The organism is Formosa sp. L2A11, assembly GCF_009796865.1.
Lineage (GTDB): Bacteria > Bacteroidota > Bacteroidia > Flavobacteriales > Flavobacteriaceae > Formosa.
On the sequence record NZ_CP047028.1, the window covers coordinates 701,068 to 722,034 of the forward strand.

The 20,967-nt window shown below is 33.8% G+C and carries 17 protein-coding genes; 1 reads left to right on the forward strand and 16 read right to left on the reverse strand.

Annotated elements, in window-relative coordinates; genetic code table 11:
* Window positions 1-34 precede the first annotated feature (34 nt).
* Window positions 35-1,153 (forward strand): 3-isopropylmalate dehydrogenase, encoded by a 1,119-nt coding sequence (gene leuB / locus GQR95_RS03180; RefSeq protein WP_159021766.1) that lies wholly within the window; start codon window positions 35-37, stop codon window positions 1,151-1,153.
* Window positions 1,154-1,227: 74 nt separating this feature from the next.
* Here the strand turns inward: leuB and argH are convergent, their stop codons facing one another.
* From argH to GQR95_RS03260, 16 genes are all read right to left on the reverse strand, one after another.
* A complete protein-coding gene (gene argH, locus GQR95_RS03185) occupies window positions 1,228-2,505 on the reverse strand; it encodes an argininosuccinate lyase (RefSeq protein WP_159021767.1) in 1,278 nt (425 codons plus the stop codon).
* A 211-nt stretch (window positions 2,506-2,716) separates the two neighbouring features.
* Window positions 2,717-3,784, reverse strand: coding sequence for a M20 family metallo-hydrolase (locus tag GQR95_RS03190; protein WP_159021768.1), 1,068 nt, complete (start codon window positions 3,782-3,784; stop codon window positions 2,717-2,719).
* A complete protein-coding gene (gene argB / locus GQR95_RS03195; RefSeq protein ID WP_159021769.1) occupies window positions 3,784-4,560 on the reverse strand; it encodes an acetylglutamate kinase in 777 nt (258 codons plus the stop codon). Before argB ends, GQR95_RS03190 begins: the two co-directional genes overlap by 1 nt.
* Window position 4,561: 1 nt before the next feature.
* Entirely contained in the window at window positions 4,562-5,497 is a 936-nt protein-coding gene (locus GQR95_RS03200) for an acetylornithine carbamoyltransferase (RefSeq protein ID WP_159021770.1), read from the reverse strand.
* A 1-nt stretch (window position 5,498) separates the two neighbouring features.
* Entirely contained in the window at window positions 5,499-6,626 is a 1,128-nt protein-coding gene (locus tag GQR95_RS03205; RefSeq protein ID WP_159021771.1) for an aspartate aminotransferase family protein, read from the reverse strand.
* Window positions 6,623-7,423 (reverse strand): pyrroline-5-carboxylate reductase, encoded by an 801-nt coding sequence (gene proC / locus GQR95_RS03210; RefSeq protein ID WP_159021772.1) that lies wholly within the window; start codon window positions 7,421-7,423, stop codon window positions 6,623-6,625. Before proC ends, GQR95_RS03205 begins: the two co-directional genes overlap by 4 nt.
* Window positions 7,424-7,434: 11 nt before the next feature.
* Window positions 7,435-8,412, reverse strand: coding sequence for an N-acetyl-gamma-glutamyl-phosphate reductase (gene argC / locus GQR95_RS03215; protein WP_159021773.1), 978 nt, complete (start codon window positions 8,410-8,412; stop codon window positions 7,435-7,437).
* Complete coding sequence (locus GQR95_RS03220; protein WP_159021775.1) at window positions 8,409-9,590, reverse strand: argininosuccinate synthase; 1,182 nt, start codon at window positions 9,588-9,590, stop codon at window positions 8,409-8,411. The genes argC and GQR95_RS03220 overlap by 4 nt, the downstream gene beginning before the upstream one ends.
* 8 nt (window positions 9,591-9,598) lie before the next feature.
* Window positions 9,599-10,207 (reverse strand): GNAT family N-acetyltransferase, encoded by a 609-nt coding sequence (locus GQR95_RS03225; RefSeq protein ID WP_159021777.1) that lies wholly within the window; start codon window positions 10,205-10,207, stop codon window positions 9,599-9,601.
* Between the two features lie 361 nt (window positions 10,208-10,568).
* A complete protein-coding gene (locus GQR95_RS03230; protein WP_159021778.1) occupies window positions 10,569-12,161 on the reverse strand; it encodes an NADP-dependent glyceraldehyde-3-phosphate dehydrogenase in 1,593 nt (530 codons plus the stop codon).
* Window positions 12,162-12,240: 79 nt separating this feature from the next.
* Window positions 12,241-13,506 carry a threonine ammonia-lyase IlvA gene (ilvA, locus tag GQR95_RS03235; protein ID WP_159021779.1) on the reverse strand — a complete coding sequence of 422 codons (1,266 nt, stop codon included), beginning with the start codon at window positions 13,504-13,506 and terminating at the stop codon, window positions 12,241-12,243.
* A gap of 30 nt (window positions 13,507-13,536) precedes the next feature.
* A complete protein-coding gene (ilvC, locus tag GQR95_RS03240) occupies window positions 13,537-15,015 on the reverse strand; it encodes a ketol-acid reductoisomerase (RefSeq protein WP_159021781.1) in 1,479 nt (492 codons plus the stop codon).
* A gap of 10 nt (window positions 15,016-15,025) precedes the next feature.
* A complete protein-coding gene (ilvN, locus tag GQR95_RS03245) occupies window positions 15,026-15,553 on the reverse strand; it encodes an acetolactate synthase small subunit (protein ID WP_159021782.1) in 528 nt (175 codons plus the stop codon).
* Window positions 15,554-15,555: 2 nt separating this feature from the next.
* Entirely contained in the window at window positions 15,556-17,289 is a 1,734-nt protein-coding gene (gene ilvB, locus GQR95_RS03250; protein WP_159021783.1) for a biosynthetic-type acetolactate synthase large subunit, read from the reverse strand.
* Between the two features lie 9 nt (window positions 17,290-17,298).
* On the reverse strand, window positions 17,299-18,984 hold the full coding sequence (ilvD, locus tag GQR95_RS03255) for a dihydroxy-acid dehydratase (RefSeq protein WP_159021785.1): 1,686 nt from the start codon (window positions 18,982-18,984) through the stop codon (window positions 17,299-17,301).
* 515 nt (window positions 18,985-19,499) lie between these two features.
* Window positions 19,500-20,966 (reverse strand): glutamate synthase subunit beta, encoded by a 1,467-nt coding sequence (locus GQR95_RS03260; protein ID WP_159021786.1) that lies wholly within the window; start codon window positions 20,964-20,966, stop codon window positions 19,500-19,502.
* Between the last annotated feature and the right edge of the window lies 1 nt (window position 20,967).

A 20,967-nucleotide genomic window follows, 5' to 3' on the forward strand; every position in this document is an offset into this window, starting at 1 on the left:
TTGTGCTATTTTCAGCCTCTAAAAAATAATTCTTATGAAACTAAACATAGCAGTATTAGCAGGAGATGGGATAGGACCAGAAGTCACTGCTCAATCCATAAAAGTTCTTAAAGCCATTGCTTTAGAATTTAATCATACCTTTAATTTTAAATACGCACCTGTTGGTGCCATAGCAATAGATGAAACTGGTAATCCTTTACCAGAAGCAACGCTTGAGCTTTGTAAAAAAAGTGATGCTTTATTGTTCGGAGCCATTGGAGATCCGAAATACGATAATGATCCCTCTGCAAAAGTACGCCCAGAACAGGGGTTGCTTGCATTAAGAAAAGAATTAGGATTATATGCAAATATAAGACCTGTTAAAGCATACGATGCCCTTTTAAGTAAATCGCCTTTAAAAAAGGATATTATTAAAGGCACAGATATTAGCATTTATCGTGAGCTTACTGGAGGTATTTACTTCGGAAAAAAAGAAACAAGTGCAGACGGAAATTCTGCATCAGATTTATGTGAATATTCTCGTGAAGAAATTGAACGTTTAGCACATTTGGCATTTAAGGCGGCACAAGCTAGAAGAAAAAAACTGACTTTAATTGATAAAGCAAACGTGTTAGAAACATCTCGTTTATGGCGTAGAGTGGTAACAGAAATTGCTAAAAGTTATAAAGACGTAGAATTAGATTTCTTATTTATAGATAACGCAGCAATGCAAATGATTTTAAACCCAAAACAGTTTGATGTTATTCTAACAGAAAACATGTTTGGAGATATTATTAGCGACGAAGCTAGTGTTATTGGAGGTTCTATAGGATTGTTAGCTTCGGCTTCTGTAGGAGACAAATACGCAATGTTCGAGCCTATTCACGGATCATACCCACAGGCAACGAACAAAGGTATTGCAAACCCAATTGCTTCAATTTTATCTGCAGCTATGTTATTAGAGCATTTTGATTTAAATGATGAATCTGATTTAATTAAAACTGCTGTCGATAAATCTTTAGCACTTCATATTACAACACCAGATTTAAATACGAAATACGACAATATTACAACAACTAAGGTTGGAGATTTTATTGCTGATTTTATTAGTAATCCTAAAGATTCTAATCATAACTTTTCGAACATTCACTTAGGTCAATCTACGATTATCTAATTTTCGATATATTATAAAACAAAAAGCGTCTTAGTTTAATTACTAAGACGCTTTTTTATGTTATGTATATTCCCTTATAGTTTAGGAAATTTTTCACTTATTTTATCTAATCCTAAATTATGAATACTTCCTAAATGGGTGTGTTTTTTAGAATCGTCAGGAACGTAAGTACCTGCTTCTACTTCCCCACCAATCTTCTTGTAAGCATCTCTAAACGACATACCTTCTACAACTAACGTATTAATATTATCTACTGTAAAAAGGAACTTATATTTATCGTCATGTAAGTCAATATCTTTCACTTTGACTTGAGCGATAGAGAAATTAAAGATATCTAAAATATCTTTCATATCTTCAAAAGCCTGAATCATGTTTTCTTTTAATAACTGATAATCGCGGTGATATCCGCTAGGTAAATTATTAGTGATTAAAACCATTTCTGTTTGAAGCGCTTGAATCTTATTACTTTTTCCACGAATCAATTCAAACACATCTGGGTTCTTCTTATGTGGCATAATACTACTTCCTGTTGTTAACTCGTCAGGAAAGGCAATAAACCCAAAATTCTGACTGTTATACAAGCAAATATCCATTGCAAAACGCGATAACGTATTTGCTAAACTTCCTAATGAAGCTGCAATTGTACGTTCACTTTTTCCTCGGCTCATTTGCGCCGCAACAACATTATATTTTAAAGTTGAAAAGCCCATTTCTTTAGTCGTTAACTCACGATCTATAGGGAATGAACTACCATAACCTGCAGCAGAACCTAACGGATTCTGATCGGCTACTTTTTGAGCAGCTTGCACCATATACACATCATCGATTAACAACTCTGCATAAGCAGAAAACCACAAACCAAAAGAAGACGGCATAGCAACTTGTAAATGAGTATAACCTGGTAATAATTTATCTTTATGCGTTTCAGCTAATCCTAAAAGGGTATCAAAAAACGTTTTTGTTTTAGTTTGAATAGTCTTTAATTCTTCTTTAAAATACAACTGAAGTGCAACTAAAACTTGGTCGTTTCTAGAACGTGCAGTATGTATTTTTTTTCCAACATCGCCTAACGTTTTCGTTAATTCGAATTCTATTTTAGAATGTACATCTTCAAACTCTTCTTCAATAACAAAAGTGCCGTCTTCTATCTGAGCTTCTAAAACTTCTAATCCTCCTAATAATTGTTTTAATTCTTCTGCAGTAATAATACCAATACTTTCAAGCATTTTAGCATGTGCTTTAGAAGCAATCAGGTCGTATTTAGCAATATGTATATCTATTTCTCTGTCGTTACCAACAGTAAATTGTTCTATTTTTTTATCGATTGTAAGACCTTTGTCCCAAAGTTTCATAGCTGTATGTTTTTATATTTAACGAATATCCGTTTTTAATCATAGTCTTATTAAACCGTCATGCTGAACTAGTTTCAGCATCTCATTATCTTTGTATGTACAAAAATTAAAGTGAGACCCTGAAACAAGTTCAGGGTGACGCGAATTTTATGACTTATTACGAACAATCAATTTATATTTTAGATTGAAGCCGAACTTCGCTCTTGAATAATTAAAGTATTTTTTCTAATAATTGAATGTAAATCGCCACACCTTCTTCAATTTCATTTAAATAAATAAATTCGTCTGCAGAATGTGATCGTGTACTATCTCCAGGTCCTAATTTTAAAGACGAACACGTTAACACCGCTTGATCTGATAATGTTGGAGAACCATACGTTGTTCTTCCTATTTCAATTCCTGCTTTTACCAATTCGTGATCTTTAGGAATAGAAGACGAATTTAAACGTAAACTTCTTGCTTTAATTTCTGTACAAGGCGATTCGTTCACTAAAATAGCATTAATTTCTGCATTGGTATATTTGTCGTTTACACGAACATCTATCACCAAATCAACCTCAGCTGGAATAGCATTATGTTGTTTCCCTGCTTGAATTTGAGACACTGTCATTTTAACATCGCCTAAAGCTTCAGAAGGTCTATCAAATTTATAATCCTTAAACCAATTTAAGACTTCTATTGTATTGTAAATGGCATTATCGTTATTAGGATGTGCAGCATGACTAGGAGTTCCTTTCACCTTCGCATCGAAAACCACAAGCCCTTTTTCTGCAACAGCTAAATTCATTAATGTTGGTTCTCCTACTATAGCAACATCTATTTTAGGAATAATGGACAACATACTATTTAAGCCATTTGGACCACTACTTTCTTCTTCTGCAGAAGCGACAATAACTAAGTTATATTTTAGATTCGGTTTATTATAAAAATAAGTAAACGTAGCAATTAAAGACACTAAGCATCCTCCTGCATCATTACTTCCTAAACCATACAATTTACCATCTTCTACAATCGCTTTAAGCGGATCTTTAGTATATGCGCTATTTGGTTTTACAGTGTCGTGATGTGAGTTTAAAAGCATGGTGGGCTTGCCTTCTGTAAAATCGGCATTGGTTGCCCAAACATTATTTTTGGTTCTGGTATACGGAATGTTTTTTTGTATAAACCAAGCTTCTATAAGTTGCGCTGTTTTATCTTCTTCTGAAGAAAACGATTCTGTTTCTATCAGATTCTTCAGTAATAAAATGGCCTCTTCTGTTAATTGTTGCGTCGTGATCATTAGGCTTGAATTGTTGTGTGTTTTGTATTCTGATTAAATAACATGTCTGGTTTTCCTAAACACACTTTATAAACGTGATTAGATATGGCATAAAAACAATTATCTAGTTTGGGGAGCATACCATCTGTAATAACACCATCTGCTTTTAAAGTCTTATAATTAGATGTGTTTATGTCTTCTATTACAGAATTGGGATCGTCGACATCTAATAATACGCCGTCTTTTTCGAAACAATAATACAGTTCTACCTGATACAAATCTGCAAAAGCAATGGCTAATTCAGACGTTACAGTATCGGCATTTGTATTTAATAACTGCCCGTTTTCATCATGCGTTATCGCACAAAATACCGGTGTAATTCCGTTTACTAAAAGTACTTTTGGTACTGCTGTATTTACTTGTTTTACATCACCTACAAACCCATAATCAATCGTTTTTACAGGACGTTTTTCTGAAACAATAACATTCCCGTCTGCTCCTGTAAACCCAACACTATTACAGTTATTAGCTTGTAATTGTGCAATAATATTTTTATTGATTTTTCCGGCGTAAACCATCGTAATAATATCTAAAGTATCGGCATCTGTAATACGCCTCCCATCTACCATTTGCACCTCAACATTCATGGATTTAGCCATTTTAGTTGCTAGTTTCCCTCCACCGTGTACTAATAACTTCGGCCCTTGAATGGTTGCAAATTGTTTTAAAAAATTAGACAAAGCAATAGCATCATCAATAATATTTCCACCTATTTTTATAACTTTTAGTGTTTCCATATTACAGATTTTCTAAGATTTCTTTTAATACAATTTGTGCAGAATATGTTCTATTATTGGCCTCATGCATAACAATAGATTGATCGCTATCTAGCACAGCATCTTCTACAATTACATTACGTCTAACTGGTAAACAGTGCATAAATTTAGCTTGTCCCAATTTCTCCTTTGTAATCATCCAGCTCGGATCTGTATTTAAAATTTTCCCATAGTCTGAATAACTACTCCAGTTTTTAGCATACACAAAATCGGCATCTTTTAACGCGTCTTCTTGATTATGATTAATTGGCGTGTCTTTAGTAATTTCAGGATTAAGCTCGTAGCCTTCTGGATGTGTAATCACTAAATCTACTTCCATCTTCTGCATCATTTCTACAAAAGAATTTGGCACAGCTTGAGGTAAAGCTTTAGGATGTGGCGCCCAAGACATTACAACTTTAGGTTTTGATTTCTCTGATAACTCTGAAATTGTAATTGCATCTGCCAAGGCTTGCAAAGGATGTGCCGTTGCACTTTCCATGTTTACAATGGGAACAGTTGCATATTTTTCAAAACTTTTAATTACCATTTCTGTGTAATCTTTATCTCGATCTATTAAGCTTGGAAACGCACGTACTGCAATAATATCTGCATACTGAGAAATTACTTTAGCAGCTTCTTTTACATGCTCTGAAGTACCTGCATTCATGACTGTTCCGTCTTCAAACTCTAAATTCCACGCATCATTAACATTCAAACTCATCACATTCATTCCTAAATTTTTCGCAGCCTTTTCAGTACTTAAACGAGTCCGAAGACTTGAATTAAAGAACAACATGACTAAGGTTTTATTTAACCCTAAATGTTTATACCCGAAAGGATTCATTTTTAAAAGAATAGCTTCTTTTATAGTTTCTGAAAGATTTGAAATATCTGAAATTTGAGTGTATTTTTTCATGCTATGTTAGTTCTGATTTTAAAGCTTCAAAAAACATATCTAAATGCTCTTTTTGAATCGTTAATGGCGGAAGTATTCTTAATAAATTAGGGTTCTTAGCACTTCCGGTAAATATGTGATGATCGAAAATAAGTTTTTTTCTAAGGTCCGAAATTGGAAAATCGAATTCTAAACCTAGCATTAAACCACGACCTTTAATTGTTTTTAATTGTGATATTTGTTCTGCTTTTTCTATAAAGTAAGCTGAAATTGCTTTAACATGCTCTAATAATTTTTCAGCTTTAAGGACATCTAAAACTGCTAATGAAGCTACACAAGCCAAATGATTACCTCCAAAAGTGGTTCCTAATAATCCAAAAGATCCTTTAATATCTGGATGAATTAAAATTCCACCAATAGGAAAACCATTTCCCATTCCTTTAGCCATTGAAATAATATCTGGTGTAATATTATGTTTTTGGAAAGCGAAGAAATCTCCTGTTCTTCCAAAACCAGACTGTACTTCGTCAGCAATGAAACACACATTATTGGCTTTACATAATTTTTCAAGTCCTTGGTAAAATTCGGTTGTACTTTCGTCTAAACCTCCAACACCTTGAATACATTCTATAATAACGGCGCAAACATCGTTATTCTTTAATGATTGTTCTACACCATTTAAATCGCCAAGTTTAAAAAACTCAACCTCTTGTTGTGCGTTTAATGGTGCTACGATTTTAGGATTATCGGTTGCTGCTACTGCTGCAGATGTACGTCCGTGAAAACTATTTTTAAATGCTATAATTTTAGACTTGCCATTATGAAAAGAAGCTAATTTTAATGCGTTTTCGTTGGCTTCTGCTCCCGAATTACATAAAAATAATTGATAGTCTTTACAACCTGAAAACTCTGCTAAATCTGTTGCTAATTGTTCTTGTAATGGGTTTTGAACCGCATTACTATAAAAAGCAATATGATGTAATTGATTTGTAATACGATCTACATAAGTTGGATGCGCATGCCCAATTGAAATGACAGCATGACCTCCATAAAGATCTAAATACTTAACATCTTTATCGTCGTAAACAAAAACGTCTTTCGCTTTTACTGGAGTAATATCGTAAAGCGGATATACTGGAAACAAACTCATATTTGCTCTTTTTTAATGTTACTAATTTTATTGTAAGATGCTATCATACCTTGAATTAAAGACGAACTTAAACCTTTATGTTCCATTTCGTTTAATCCTTCAATAGTACATCCTTTTGGCGTTGTAACTCTATCTATTTCTTCTTCTGGATGATTGCCCGTTTGGATAAGCAAACTAGCTGCACCCTCGCAAGTATGCATAGATAATTCTTGAGCAACTTCTGCATCGAAACCTAATTGAATTGCTGCTTGAGTAGTTGCACGAATTAAACGCATCCAGAATGCAACTCCACTTGCACAAACTACGGTTGCGGCTTGCATCTGACTTTCTGGAATAGATAATGTATGCCCTAAACGATTAAAAATAGCTTCAGCAATTTTAATACGTTTTTTACCTAATTCATTACTACATAAACACGTCATGGATTTCCCTACAGCAATTGCGGTGTTAGGCATAGCACGAATTATAAATTGATTTTCTCCAACAATATTCTCTATTCGTGGAATTAAATATCCTGTAACTGCAGAAATCAACACATGTTTCTCTGTTAAATGAGGTGCTATTTCTTTTAAAATATTTTCAAAATGTGCAGGTTGAACCGCAAAAATTAAAATATCAGATTTTTGAATAGCTAAAACATTATCACTCGTAATAAAGACCTTATTATAACCGTCGAATTCTTCTAAATCTTCAACATTCCTTTTTGTTAAATATAGAGTTGTAAACGCATTATCTATAATTAAACCTTTAGCGATAGAATGTCCTAAATTTCCTGTTCCTATGATAGCAATTTTCATAATTAATGGTTTTAGAAGTAAGTCGCTTTAAGTTGTACGCCTTCAGCTTCTTCAAAGCCAAACATTAAATTCATGTTTTGTACAGCTTGTCCTGAAGCACCTTTTAATAAATTATCAATTACACTAGATATTAATAATTTGTCGTTATGCTTATGTAAATGAAGAATACATTTGTTAGTATTTACAACTTGTTTTAAATGAATATCTTCGTCTGAAACTACTGTAAATTTAGCATCCTTATAAAAAGATTTATATAACGCTTTGGCTTCTTCTAAAGTCCCTTCGTATTTAGTGTAAGCTGTTGCAAAAATACCACGTGAAAAATCTCCACGGTTTGGCATAAAAACAATTTCAGAATTAAAACTACCTTGTAATTGCTTCACCGATTGATTAATTTCTCCTAAATGCTGATGCGTAAAGGGTTTGTAGTATGAAAAATTATTATCTCTCCACGTAAAATGCGTAGTTGCAGATAATGATGTTCCTGCTCCCGTTGCTCCTGTTACAGCATTAACATGAACATCATCTTGAAACTTTCCGTCCGACGCTAATGGCAACAATGCTAACTGAATAGCCGTTGCGAAACAACCTGGATTTGCCAAATAACTTGCTTTAGAAATTGCTTCTTTATTTAATTCAGGAAGTCCGTAAACAAATTGTTTTCCGTTAAAATTAGAATCTGCTTCTAATCTAAAATCATTGCTTAAATCTATGATTTTAGTCGTTTTAGAAAAACTGTTTTTTTCTAAAAACGCAGTAGAATTCCCATGTCCTAAACACAAGAATAACACATCTACATCTGCATTAATAGTATCTGTGAATTTTAAATCTGTAGATCCAATTAAATCTTGATGCACTTTACTCACCGGATTTCCAGCGTTAGATGTACTATAAATAAAATTGACTTTTACTTGAGGATGATACATCAAGATTCTTATAAGTTCTCCTGCAGTATATCCTGCACCTCCAACAATTCCGGCTTGTATCATGATTTATTATTTACGAGTTGATAAATCTTATTCTGATTTCCAAGTATTTTTATAAATCCTTTGGCATCATCTGCTGTCCATCCTTTATTTTCTTCACCATAACTAGCAAAAGTAGAATTCATTAAATCGTGTTTAGACGAAATTCCATCTAAAGAGAAATGATATGGTTTTAAACTCACCACAACATCACCTGTTACATTTTCTTGACTACTTTGTAAAAAGGCTTCCATATCTCGCATTACCGGATCTAAAAACTGACCTTCATGTAAATGCATTCCATAAAAACTAGATAAGTAATCTTTATGTTGCATTTGCCATTTTGTAAGCGTGTGTTTTTCTAATAAATGATGTGCTTTTACAATAACTAAAGCGGCTGCAGCTTCGAAACCAACACGGCCTTTAATACCAACAATAGTATCTCCAACATGAATATCTCTTCCTATTGCATATTTAGAAGCTAATGTATTTAAAGCTTCAATATTTTTTTCTGGAGCAGCTTCTTTTCCATCTAAAGCAACAAACTCTCCTTTATTAAAGGTTAAAGTCACTTTTTGTTCCTCTGTTTTTTCTAATTGAGACGGATATGCCTCGCTTGGTAATGGTTTTTCTGAAGTTAATGTTTCTTCACCACCAACACTTGTTCCCCATAATCCTTTGTTAATTGAATATCTTGATTTTTCCCAAGACATATCTATACCATTAGCAACCAAATAATCAATTTCTGTTTGTCTTGCTAATTTTTGATCTCTAATAGGTGTAATAATTTTTATTTCTGGAGCAAGTATTTGAAAAATCATATCGAAACGTACTTGATCGTTTCCTGCACCGGTACTTCCGTGAGCAATATATTCTGCATTAATACTTTTTGCGTATTCTACAATTTCAATGGCCTGAATAATACGTTCTGCACTTACAGAAAGCGGATATGTATTGTTTTTTAATACATTTCCGAAAATTAAATACTTCACTACCTTTTGATAAAATGTAGCAACCGCATCAATATTTTTATAAGTAGACACGCCCATTTTATAAGCGTTACTTTCTATATGACTAATTTCTTCTTTAGTAAAACCGCCGGTATTTACGCTTACTGCATGAACATCGTACTCCTTTGATAAACTTACTGCACAGTAAGACGTATCTAATCCACCACTGTATGCTATTACTAATTTTTTCATTTTGTATATTATTTTTTTAGAAACAAATGCTCCTTAATGCTTTTTAATCTATTAAATACGCTGGATTTTACAGGCTTCTGATCTTTTGGAGGTTGCTTATCCGGATCGTATAGCATACCTGTACATAAACACATTTTTTGTTCTGTACGTTGTAAGACATCATAGTTTTTGCAGGTTTGGCAACCTTTCCAAAACGTTTGATCGTCTGTTAGCTCTGAAAATGGCACAGGTTTATATCCTAAATCTGAATTCATTTTCATTACCGGTAATCCTGTAGTTATGCTAAATACTTTTGCTTTGGGATACTTTGTTCTGGAATGAGTGAAAATTTTATGTTTAATATCTTTTGCTAACCCTCTTTTTCTAAAATCCGGATGCACAATTAAACCTGAGTTGGCAACAAATTTACCATGTCCCCATGCTTCTATATAACAGAAACCGGCAAATTTACCGTCTTCTAAAGCAATAACTGCATTTCCATTTATAATTCTTTGAATAACATACTCAGGTGTTCTTTTTGCGATACCGGTACCTCTTACCTTAGCAGAGTCTGCTATAGTAGCACAAATAATTTCTGCATAAACCGTATGCGACTTGTCAGCAATAACAATTTCCATTGTTTTGATTTTAAAATTAAAAAGTTAAAAAAGTATTGATTTCTAGAAAGTAGAACTGGACACACCTAAAAGTTCCTAATATATAAAGCACCCTAACGGGCGGCGAAATAAAATAGGGCGTGATGTAACACGGTTACTATTTAAAGTAACTATAGATTGTGTATAAAATGTATATAGTGGTGTAATCAAAATAAAAAAATAAATACATGAAATTAGGCGAACAACTCTAGAAGATTAGTGTGCACTGCGACGTCGGCGCAATGCAATTGCGGGACTAAATGGGCGTATATTATTTTTAATAAGAATCATTAACCAAATATACAAATTAATTCAATATATCAATTAACTATTTATCAATTTTTTATAAAATATAATCGGTGCTTATAAAATTAGAGGCCTTTGTATCAAGCAATTCATTTAATATAGCATTATTATAGGTGTTATCTTTAGAAGCCACAAATGTTCTTATAGAAAAAGATCTTAACGCATCATGAACACTTAATGTTCCTACTGCAGAATCTTTTCTTCCTGTAAAAGGATACACATCTGGTCCTCTTTGACAAGAACTGTTTAAATTAACACGACAAACTAAATTTACCAAAGTATCTATTAATGGTGCTAATGTTTTTACATTCTGACCAAAAACACTCACTTGTTGTCCGTAATTAGATTCCGCCATATCATGAAGCGGCTCTTGTATATCTTTAAATGGTAATACTGGAATTACGGGTCCAAATTGCTCCTCTTTAAAAACACGCATGTCTTTATTTACAGGATACAATACTGCTGGAAAAATATAATTTTCGGTTGTTTTACCTCCTTTTTCATTTAAAATAGCAGCACCTTTTTCCTTAGCATCATCTATTAATTCTTGTATATAAGCCGGTTTCTCTGGTTCTGGTAATGGTGTTAATTTTACCGCTTTATCCCATGGGTTTCCAAATTGAAGTGCATCTACTCTCGCAGAAAACCGTTTATTAAATTCTTCAATAATATTTTCATGAACGTATAATACTTTTAAAGCTGTACAACGCTGTCCATTAAAAGACAAAGTTCCTGCAATACATTCATCTATAGTTAAGTCTAAATCTGCATCCGGCAAAACAATTGCTGGATTTTTAGCTTCTAAACCTAAAACCAATCGTAATCTGTTTTGTCTTGGGTGACTTTCTTGAAGTGCATTTGCAGACTTACTATTCCCTATTAAGGCAAGTACATCTACACGTCCATTTTCCATAATTGGAGTAGCAACTACACGACCACGTCCGTAAATAATATTTACAACACCCTTAGGAAAACTAGTTTGAAACGCTTCTAATAAAGGAGTTATTAATAAAACCCCATGTTTGGCAGGTTTAAAAATAACTGTATTTCCCATAATAATAGCAGGAATTAACAGTGCAAAGGTTTCATTTAAAGGATAGTTATAAGGGCCTAAACACAATACAACACCTAAAGAACCTCTTCTAATATGTGCATTTACACCACCGTGTTTTTCAAATTTCGCACTATCTCTATCTAATTGTTTATATTCTTCAATAGTATCGTAAACATAATCTACTGTTCTGTCGAATTCCTTTTCAGAATCTGGTAAACTTTTACCAATCTCCCACATTAGTAATTTTACAATTTCGTCGCGCTTGGTTTTCATTTGTTTTACAAACTTTTCCATGCAAGCCACACGATCTATAACTTTCATTGTAGGCCACTCTCCTTGCCCTTTTCCATAAGCATCGCAAGCAGAATCTAGAGCATCTAAAGCTTCTTCTTTTCCTAATTGAGGAATTTTACCAAGTAATGTTGGCTTATACTCTGGTGTTGATGAAATTGAAGAATAAATATTAGCTGTCTTTCCAGCCCATGTCTTTAATTCACCACCTACTAAATATGTGTTTTGATTAATTTCAGTTGTAATTTTATATTGATCCGGAATATCTAAAAAAGATGTATGCATAATATATTTTTTTTATTAACTGTTCGTGTACTAAATATAACCTTTTAATTGCATTTAGCAGTTTACATAAAAGTTAAGCTTATACTAAAAACTGAAATAAATCTGGGTTATCGTTTAAGTAATCTCCGTAAAAATTTCTAGTCTTCATTTTTTCCATTAAAGGCGCTAAATCTTCAGACGACTTTAATTCAATACCAACAACTGCAGATCCATTTACACGGTTCGTTTTCTTAGCGTATTGAAAATATGTAATATCGTCATTCGGTCCCAAAATTTCAGCAACAAACTCTTTTAATGCTCCTGCTCGCTGTGGAAATTTAACAATAAAGTAGTGTTTTAAATTGGTGTATAATAAAGCGCGTTCTTTAATTTCTTCTGTTCTAGTAATGTCGTTATTACTTCCGCTAATTACGCAAACTACATTTTTACCTTTAATTTCTTCAGCATAAAAATCGAGAGCAGAAATACTTAAAGCACCTGCCGGCTCTACAACAATAGCGTCTTTATTATATAATTCTAATATGGTTTCGCAAACTTTCCCTTCTGGAACAGTAATCATTTCGGTTAAATTATGTCTACAAATTTCGAACGTTCTGTCTCCTACCTTCTTAACAGCAGCGCCATCAACAAAATTCTCGATACGTTTTAACTCTGTATTATAACCATTTTTAATTGATGTTTTCATAGAAGGCGCACCTTCGGGTTCTACACCAATAATTTTTGTATTTGGAGATAATTGTTTGAAGACTGTAGATAATCCTGAAGCTAATCCGCCACCTCCTACGGGTACAAAGACATAATCTATAGGAACTTCGGTCTGATTTAATATTTCAAGACCAATTGTTGCCTGACCTTCAATAACTTCTTTGTCGTTAAACGGATGAATAAAGGTTTTATGTAAACGTTCGCATTCTAACATAGACGCATGAAAAGCATCATCGAAAGTATCGCCAACCAAAACAATATTTGTGTATTCTTCTCCAAACATTTTTACCTGTTCAATTTTCTGATTAGGTGTTGGCGAAGGCATAAATATAGTCCCCTTTATTTTTAATAATTTACAAGACAATGCCACGCCTTGAGCATGGTTTCCTGCACTAGCACATACAATACCTTTTTCCATTTGTTCTTTTGTTAAAGAAGAAATTCGGTTATATGCACCTCTTATTTTATAAGAACGTACTAATTGTAAATCTTCACGCTTAAACATGACATTGGCTTCGTAATGTTTAGAAGATTGAAGATTTTTATTTAAAGGCGTTTTAACAGCAACCGACTTTAAACGTTCGGCTGCTGCTTCTACTGCTTTTAAACTTGGAAAATATATTTTATTTTCAGTTTGCATATTTTATTTGGCTAACACTAAAGCGTCTTACTATGCTTCAGTTTTTATTGTTTTCATTGCAGTCATGGCTGTTCTTAACGATTTTCCAATCGCCTCAATAGGATGATTCCTAATAGCATCGTTTACTGCAATTAATTCAATATTGTCAACGGCGTTAGATGTTCCGTAAGGCTTACCAATCACATCAGTTTTAATTCCTTTCATGAAATCTACTAACATTGGTTTTGCTGCATGATCGAATAAGTAACAACCGTATTCTGCAGTATCTGAAATTACACGGTTCATTTCGTAAAGTTTCTTTCTTGCAATTGTATTTGCAATTAATGGTAACTCGTGAAGAGACTCGTAGTAAGCAGATTCTTGAATAATTCCTGAACTTACCATAGTTTCGAATGCTAATTCTACACCAGATTTAACTACAGCAATCATTAATACTCCATTGTCAAAAAATTCTTGTTCAGATATTTTTTCTGAAGTTAACGGCGTTTTTTCAAATGCAGTTTCTCCTGTAGCAGCTCTCCAAGTTAAAAGGTTAACATCATCGTTAGCCCAGTCTTCCATCATTGTTTTAGAGAAATGACCAGAGATAATATCGTCCATATGTTTTTCAAATAACGGACGTAAAATATCTTTTAATTCTTCAGATAATTTAAACGCTTTAATTTTAGCTGGATTAGATAAACGATCCATCATGGTTGTAATACCACCATGCTTTAAAGCTTCTGTTACAGTTTCCCAACCGTATTGAATTAATTTAGCAGCATAACCTGGCTCGATACCTTCTTCAATCATTTTATCGAAACACAAGATAGATCCAGTTTGTAACGCACCACATAAAATAGTTTGTTCTCCCATTAAATCACTCTTAACCTCTGCAACAAAAGACGATTGTAAAACTCCTGCTTTATGTCCTCCTGTAGCAACAGCATACGCTTTAGCCCATGCTAAACCTTTTCCTTCAGGATCATTTTCAGGATGTACTGCAATTAATGTAGGCACACCAAAACCACGCTTATATTCTTCACGAACCTCTGTTCCTGGACATTTTGGAGCAACCATAATTACTGTAATGTCTTCACGAACCTGAGTTCCTTCTTCAACTATATTAAAACCATGAGAATAAGATAATGTAGATCCTTTTTTCATTAAAGGCATAATCGTTTTAACAACATTTGTATGTTGCTTATCTGGAGTTAAGTTTAATACTAAATCTGCAGTTGGAATTAATTCTTCGTAAGTTCCAACAGTAAAATTGTTTTCAGTAGCATTAACGTAAGATGCACGTTTTTCTTTAATAGCTGCCGCACGTAATGTATAAGAAATATCTAAACCAGAATCTCTCATGTTTAATCCTTGGTTTAATCCTTGTGCGCCACATCCTACAATGACGATTTTTTTACCTTTTAATGCATTTACACCATCTTCAAATTCTGAAGATGCCATGAAACGACATTTTGATAATTGTTCTAATTTTTGTCTTAATGATAAGGTGTTAAAATAATTTGCCATTTTGTTTTAATTAATTAAATGCTACTAGCATTTGTGATATTTTCATTTCTTGTTTAGTCACTGCAATACGTCCAGAACGCACAAATTGCATAATGCCATAGGCACTAAAATCGCGATATAATTGTTCTATTTCATTTCTTTTACCTGATTTTTCAAGTACAAAAAACTCTTTATTAACGTGTATAATTCTTGCGTTACTATCTCTTATTATATTTTGAATTTCGCGTTCTTCAAATAATAAATCAGATTTTAACTTAAACATACAAGATTCTTGATAAATCGTTTCTTCATCTGTATGATAGTAAGCTTTAATAACCTCTACTTGTTTTTCTATCTGACCGATGATTTTCTTCATACGTTCTTCTTTAAGATTTACCACTATAGTAAACCTAGACACGCCTTCTATTTCGGAAATAGATGTATTTATACTTTCAATATTAATATGTCTGCGTTGAAAAATCGCTGAAATTCTATTTAAAAGACCAATATTATTCTCGGTATAAATAGATATGGTATATGTGTTTATAGTATCTTCCATAATTAACTTAATCTAATTTCTGAAACTGAAGCTCCTGTTGGTATCATCGGGAAAACATTATCTTCCTTCTCTACGCAAACCTCTAATAAATATGCACCTTCGCAAGCCATCATTTCGGCTACAGCATCGGCTAATTCTTCACGTTTTGTAATTTTTTTAGCCTCAAGATAATACCCTTTAGCAATAGCTACAAAATCAGGATTTGTCATTTCGGTAGACGCGTAACGCTTATCGAAAAACAATTGTTGCCATTGGCGAACCATACCTAAGAATTCATTATTTAAAATTACAATCTTAACTGGTACTTTTTGCTGAAAAATGGTTCCTAACTCTTGAATATTCATTTGAAAACCACCATCTCCAATAACAGCAACAACATCGCGTTCCGGTGCAGCCATTTTTGCTCCAATAGCAGCTGGCAATGCAAACCCCATAGTTCCTAAACCTCCAGACGTAATATTACTTTTGGTTTTGTTGAATTTTGCATAACGACACGCAATCATTTGATGCTGACCAACATCTGAAACAATAGCAGCATCTCCTTTAGATTCTATATTTATCTGATTTAATACTTCCCCCATGGTTAAACCGCCTTTGGTTGGGTGTATATCTCCTTTTATTACTTTCTCAAATTCAATAGCATATAAATCTTTGAATTTTTGATGCCACTCTGGATATGATTTTTCCTCTAAAAGTGGTATTAATGCTGTTAAACTAGATTTCGCATCTCCAAGAACAGCAACATCAGTTTTTACAATTTTATTTATTTCTGCAGGATCAATTTCAAAATGAATAACTTTTGCTTGTTTCGCATAAGTTGCTAAATTACCCGTTACACGATCGTCGAAACGCATACCAATAGCAATTAAAACGTCGCATTCGTTAGTTAACATATTTGGCGCATAATTACCATGCATACCAACCATTCCTATATTTAAAGGATGTTCTGTTGGCACAGCCGAAGCTCCTAAGATTGTCCAAGCCGCAGGGATTCCTGCCTTTTCAATAACTGTTTTTAATTCTTCTTCAGCTTTTCCTAAAATAACACCTTGTCCCCAAACTATCATTGGTTTCTTAGCGCTATTAATTAAATCTGCAGCGTCTTTTACTGCCGCATGATTGGTTTTACAAACTGCTTTATAACTACGTACCGAAGTACATTTTTCATATTTAAAATCGAACTCTTCAAACTGAGCATCTTTAGTAATGTCTATTAACACAGGTCCCGGACGTCCGCTTTTAGCAAGATAGAATGCTTTAGCAATCACTTCAGGAATATCTGAAGCTTTTGTAACTTGAACATTCCATTTGGTAACCGGAGTAGAAATACCTACAATATCTGTTTCCTGAAAAGCATCACTTCCTAATAAATGAGAAGATACCTGACCAGTAATACAGACTAAAGGCGTAGAATCTATTTGAGCATCTGCGATACCCGTTATTAGATTTGTTGCACCTGGACCAGAAGTTGCCATGGCGACTCCTACTTTTCCAGAAATACGTGCATAACCTTGGGCTGCATGTGCAGCACCTTGTTCATGACGTGCTAAGACGTGATGAATTTTGTCTCTATATTTATAAAGTTCATCGTAAACAGGCATTATAGCTCCTCCTGGATATCCATAAAGAATCTCAACACCTTCAGCTAACAAACATTTAATGATAGCCTCGCTCCCCGAAATACGCACGGTCTTTTCTGTAGCGGTATTTGTAGTTTTTACTGTTTCTGTGTTCATAGTAAAAAATTAGAATTCATCAGTCACACATCCTTTAGATGCAGACGATACTGTTTTCGCATATTTATATAATACTCCTCGTTCTGCTTTTAATTTTGGAGCAACCCAATTCGCTCTTCTTTTAGCTAATAGCTCTTCAGAGATTTCAATATCTATAGTATTGTTTTCTGCATCAATAAAAATAACATCACCATTTTCTACTAAAGCAATGTTTCCTCCATCTTGTGCTTCTGGGGCAACGTGGCCAACCACGAAACCATGAGATCCTCCTGAGAAACGTCCGTCGGTAATCATAGCGACATCTTTTCCTAAACCAGCTCCCATAATAGAAGATGTAGGTTTTAACATTTCTGGCATACCTGGTGCTCCCTTAGGACCTTCGTAACGAATAATGATTACATCACCTTTCTTTACTTTACCATGAGCGATACCTTCATTTACCTCAGCTTCACTATTAAAAACATTAGCTATACCTTTAAAAGATAAACCTTCTTTACCAGTAATTTTTGCTACAGCACCTTCTGTTGCTAGGTTTCCGAATAATATTCTAATATGACCTGTTTCTTTAATAGGCGCTTCAAGTGGTTTTATAATTTTTTGTCCTTCAACTAAATTAGGGACATCTTTTAAGTTTTCTCCAATAGTTTTTCCGGTAACCGTTAAACAGTCTCCGTGAAGCATATTGTTTTCTAACATGTATTTTAAAACACCAGGAATACCTCCAATACCATGTAAATCTTCCATAGAATATTTACCACTAGGCTTTAAATCTGCCAATAATGGAGTTGTATCACTAATGCGTTTAAAATCTTGTAATGTAAAATCTATTTTTGCAGCTTTAGCAATTGCTAAAAAGTGAAGTACTGCATTTGTAGAACCTCCTAAAACAGTCACTAATCTAAACGCGTTTTCTAACGACTTTTTAGATACAATGTCTGATGGTTTTATATCATTTTCTAATAAATAGCGTAAAGCTTCTCCTGCTTTAACACATTCCTTTTCTTTTAATTTATCTTCTCCAACAGCAGGAGTAGAAGAGTTAAAAGGCAACGACATCCCTAAAGCTTCTATTGCAGATGCCATAGTGTTTGCAGTATACATACCACCACAAGCTCCAGCTCCTGGACATGCCTTATGTACTACTTCTTTAAACTCTGAATCTTCGATAGTTCCTGCTACTTTTTTTCCATAAGCTTCAAAAGCAGAAATAATATCAAGCTTTTCTCCTTTATGACAACCAGAAGCAATTGTACCTCCATAAACCAAAATTGATGGCCTATTTAATCGAAGCATCCCCATTAAGGCACCTGGCATATTTTTATCACAACCTACAACGGTAACAACACCATCGTAACTCATTCCTTCAACAACCGTTTCTACAGAATCTGCAATGATATCTCTAGAGACTAATGAATAACGCATTCCGGGTGTACCATTAGATATACCATCACTAACACCAATTGTATTAAAAATTAATCCAACCATATCGGCATTCTGCGTTCCTTTTTTAACATGAGTCGCTAAGTCGTTAAGATGCATATTACAAGGATTCCCTTCGTAACCTGTACTAGCAATACCAATAAATGGTTTTTGCAAATCATCATCTGTTAACCCAATAGCATGCAACATTGCTTGAGCAGCAGGCAAAGAAGCATCTTGAGTGACCGCGTAACTATACTTTTTTAAGTTTTTCATATGTTTTTAAAAGCTTTTGCTCTCTTCTAATTCCTTTGAGAGTACTAAATTAATTTTTTGTCATTTTTCAGCGAATTTACATCAACACATATAGACTAAATCCACCACCAAAAATAAACATCTAAACAACTGATTTAAAGTGTTTTAAATCCATTTATATATGACGTTCAATTTCTTCTTTTTATTATAAAAAAAACGGCTTTTTTCAGAATTCAGGTTTTATTATAAAATCGATTACAAAAACCCATCGTTATTTTACGTTTTTAACTCTAAATAATCTTATAAAACAACAGTGTTTTCTATCCCATATTGAAACAAAAAAGCCTTCCATAAAAATGGAAGGCTTTAATTTTATTATTAGAATAAACACACTCCCTTTTTACCCTCGCGAACGAATCACAACGACACTAATAGAAATGATATTTACTAGAATGTTTTTCATATGTCTTTCAAATATCTTAATTCTTAAATTAAGAACCTATGAAAATTATAAATATTTACTTTTTAATTATGATTTAAACTCGAGGTAAATCAATTCCTGTTTTAAGAGGTAAATTAGACGCCCCCATTAAATAGGCATCTACATGATAAGCAGCTTGTCTACCTTCGGAAATTGCCCATACAATTAAAGACTGCCCACGACGCATATCTCCCGCAACAAAAACGCCTGGCACGTTAGACATATAATCATTAGTATCTGCCTTAATATTGGTTCTAAAATCCATTTCTAAGCCTAACTGCTCTGGAAGTGTTTTTTCAGACCCTGTAAAACCTAAAGCCAATAACGCTAAATCGCAATCCCATGTTTTTTCAGTTCCAGGAAGCTCTTTTAATTGCGGGCGCTCACCTTCTTTAAAAATCCATTCTACTTCGGCTGTAACTAACCCTTTTAAATTTCCGTTTTCGTCTCCTAAAAACTCTTTTGTTGAAATACTAAAGAAACGCTCTACACCTTCTTTATGCGAAGAACTTGTACGCAATTTCATAGGCCAATACGGCCAAGGCTGATTTGCAGGTCTTCCTACTGACGGTTTATCTAAAATCTCGAAATTGGTAACCGATTTTGCACCATGACGATTAGATGTCCCAATACAATCTGATCCAGTATCTCCACCTCCAATAACAATAACATTTTTATCGGTTGCTAAAATCTCTTTTTCAAATGCTTTGGTTCCGCTTACACGCTTATTATTTTGCTTTAAAAAATCCATAGCCTGAACAACTCCGTTTAATTCTGCTCCTGGAATTGGCATACCACGTCTTACCGTAGCACCACCACACAACACAACTGCATCAAAATCTGCTTTAAGCTTATCTGCATCTACATTTACACCAACATGTGCATTGGTTTTAAATATAATACCTTCTTCTGATAAAACCTCAACACGACGATCTATGATTTGCTTTTCTAATTTAAAATCTGGAATACCATAACGCATTAACCCACCAACTTTATCATCTCTCTCAAAAAGAGTTACTAAATGTCCTGCACGGTTTAATTGTTGTGCCGCTGCCAAACCTGAAGGTCCGCCACCAATAACAGCAACCGTTTTACCCGTACGTTGTTTTGGAGGATGCGCTACAATCCAACCTTCTTTAAAGGCTGTTTCTACTATGTTTTTTTCAATATTCTCTATAGTCACAGGATCTTCGTTAATCCCTAACACACATGCTTCTTCGCAAGGCGCAGGACAAAGTCTTCCTGTAAATTCTGGAAAATTATTTGTCGAGTGCAAGATCGCTGCTGCTTCTTTCCACTTTCCTTTATATACTTTATCGTTAAAATCTGGAATTAAATTACCTAGCGGACAACCACTGTGGCAAAATGGAATTCCGCAATCCATACAACGCGCACCTTGATTTTTTAGATGCGATTCAGATAATGGAATTGTAAATTCTTTGTAGTCTTTTATACGCTCTTCTACAGGTTCATAACCTTCAATTTCGCGTTTATATTCTAAAAATCCTGTTATTTTTCCCATA